Genomic DNA, 478 nt, shown 5'->3' on the forward strand with positions numbered 1-478 from the left:
ACCGGCCCTTCGTGCAGGGGATCGCGGCCTGCCATGACATTGCCGCAGCTATCGCAGCGGGCGCGGCAACGGGCAGACGACGGCGACTGGCGGTGGTAGCATAAGGGAGTTCGCGGGTCCGCAAGGGTGAGAAGTCAGAGTTGCTGTTCCAACAGGTTGATGAACTTCCCTCAGGCTTGGCGGTGCCCTCATTGCGGACAGCTGCGGCCCAGGCCGCGGTTGACATCTCACGCCTGCCGTGCGGCNAGATATCTGATGCCCGCGGCGGGTGAAGGGGTGCATCGTGATCGGCCGCCCCGTCGAAAAGCGACGTCGTCTTCGAGTTTCCATAGCCCATCGACCATGTCGGAAAGCTGCGGGTTTCCGTCTGCTGCCGGTCCAAGACCTTGACATCACCGTGCCTGTCGTCTGACCTGATCCTGTTGAAGGCTTTCAGAACTTCAGGTTCCGGCCCTTCGAGCCACTGGTAATAGATGTC

1 protein-coding gene is annotated in these 478 nt (G+C 61.8%); it reads right to left on the bottom strand.

Annotated elements, in window-relative coordinates; translation table 11 throughout:
* Positions 1-475, bottom strand: a 475-nt coding sequence (locus CK944_RS24425) for a BLUF domain-containing protein (RefSeq protein WP_371411697.1), incomplete at its 3' end; no start/stop codon positions are given.
* Positions 476-478: the final 3 nt, after the last annotated feature.

The organism is Paracoccus sp. SY, from assembly GCF_002901215.1.
GTDB lineage: Bacteria > Pseudomonadota > Alphaproteobacteria > Rhodobacterales > Rhodobacteraceae > Paracoccus > Paracoccus acridae.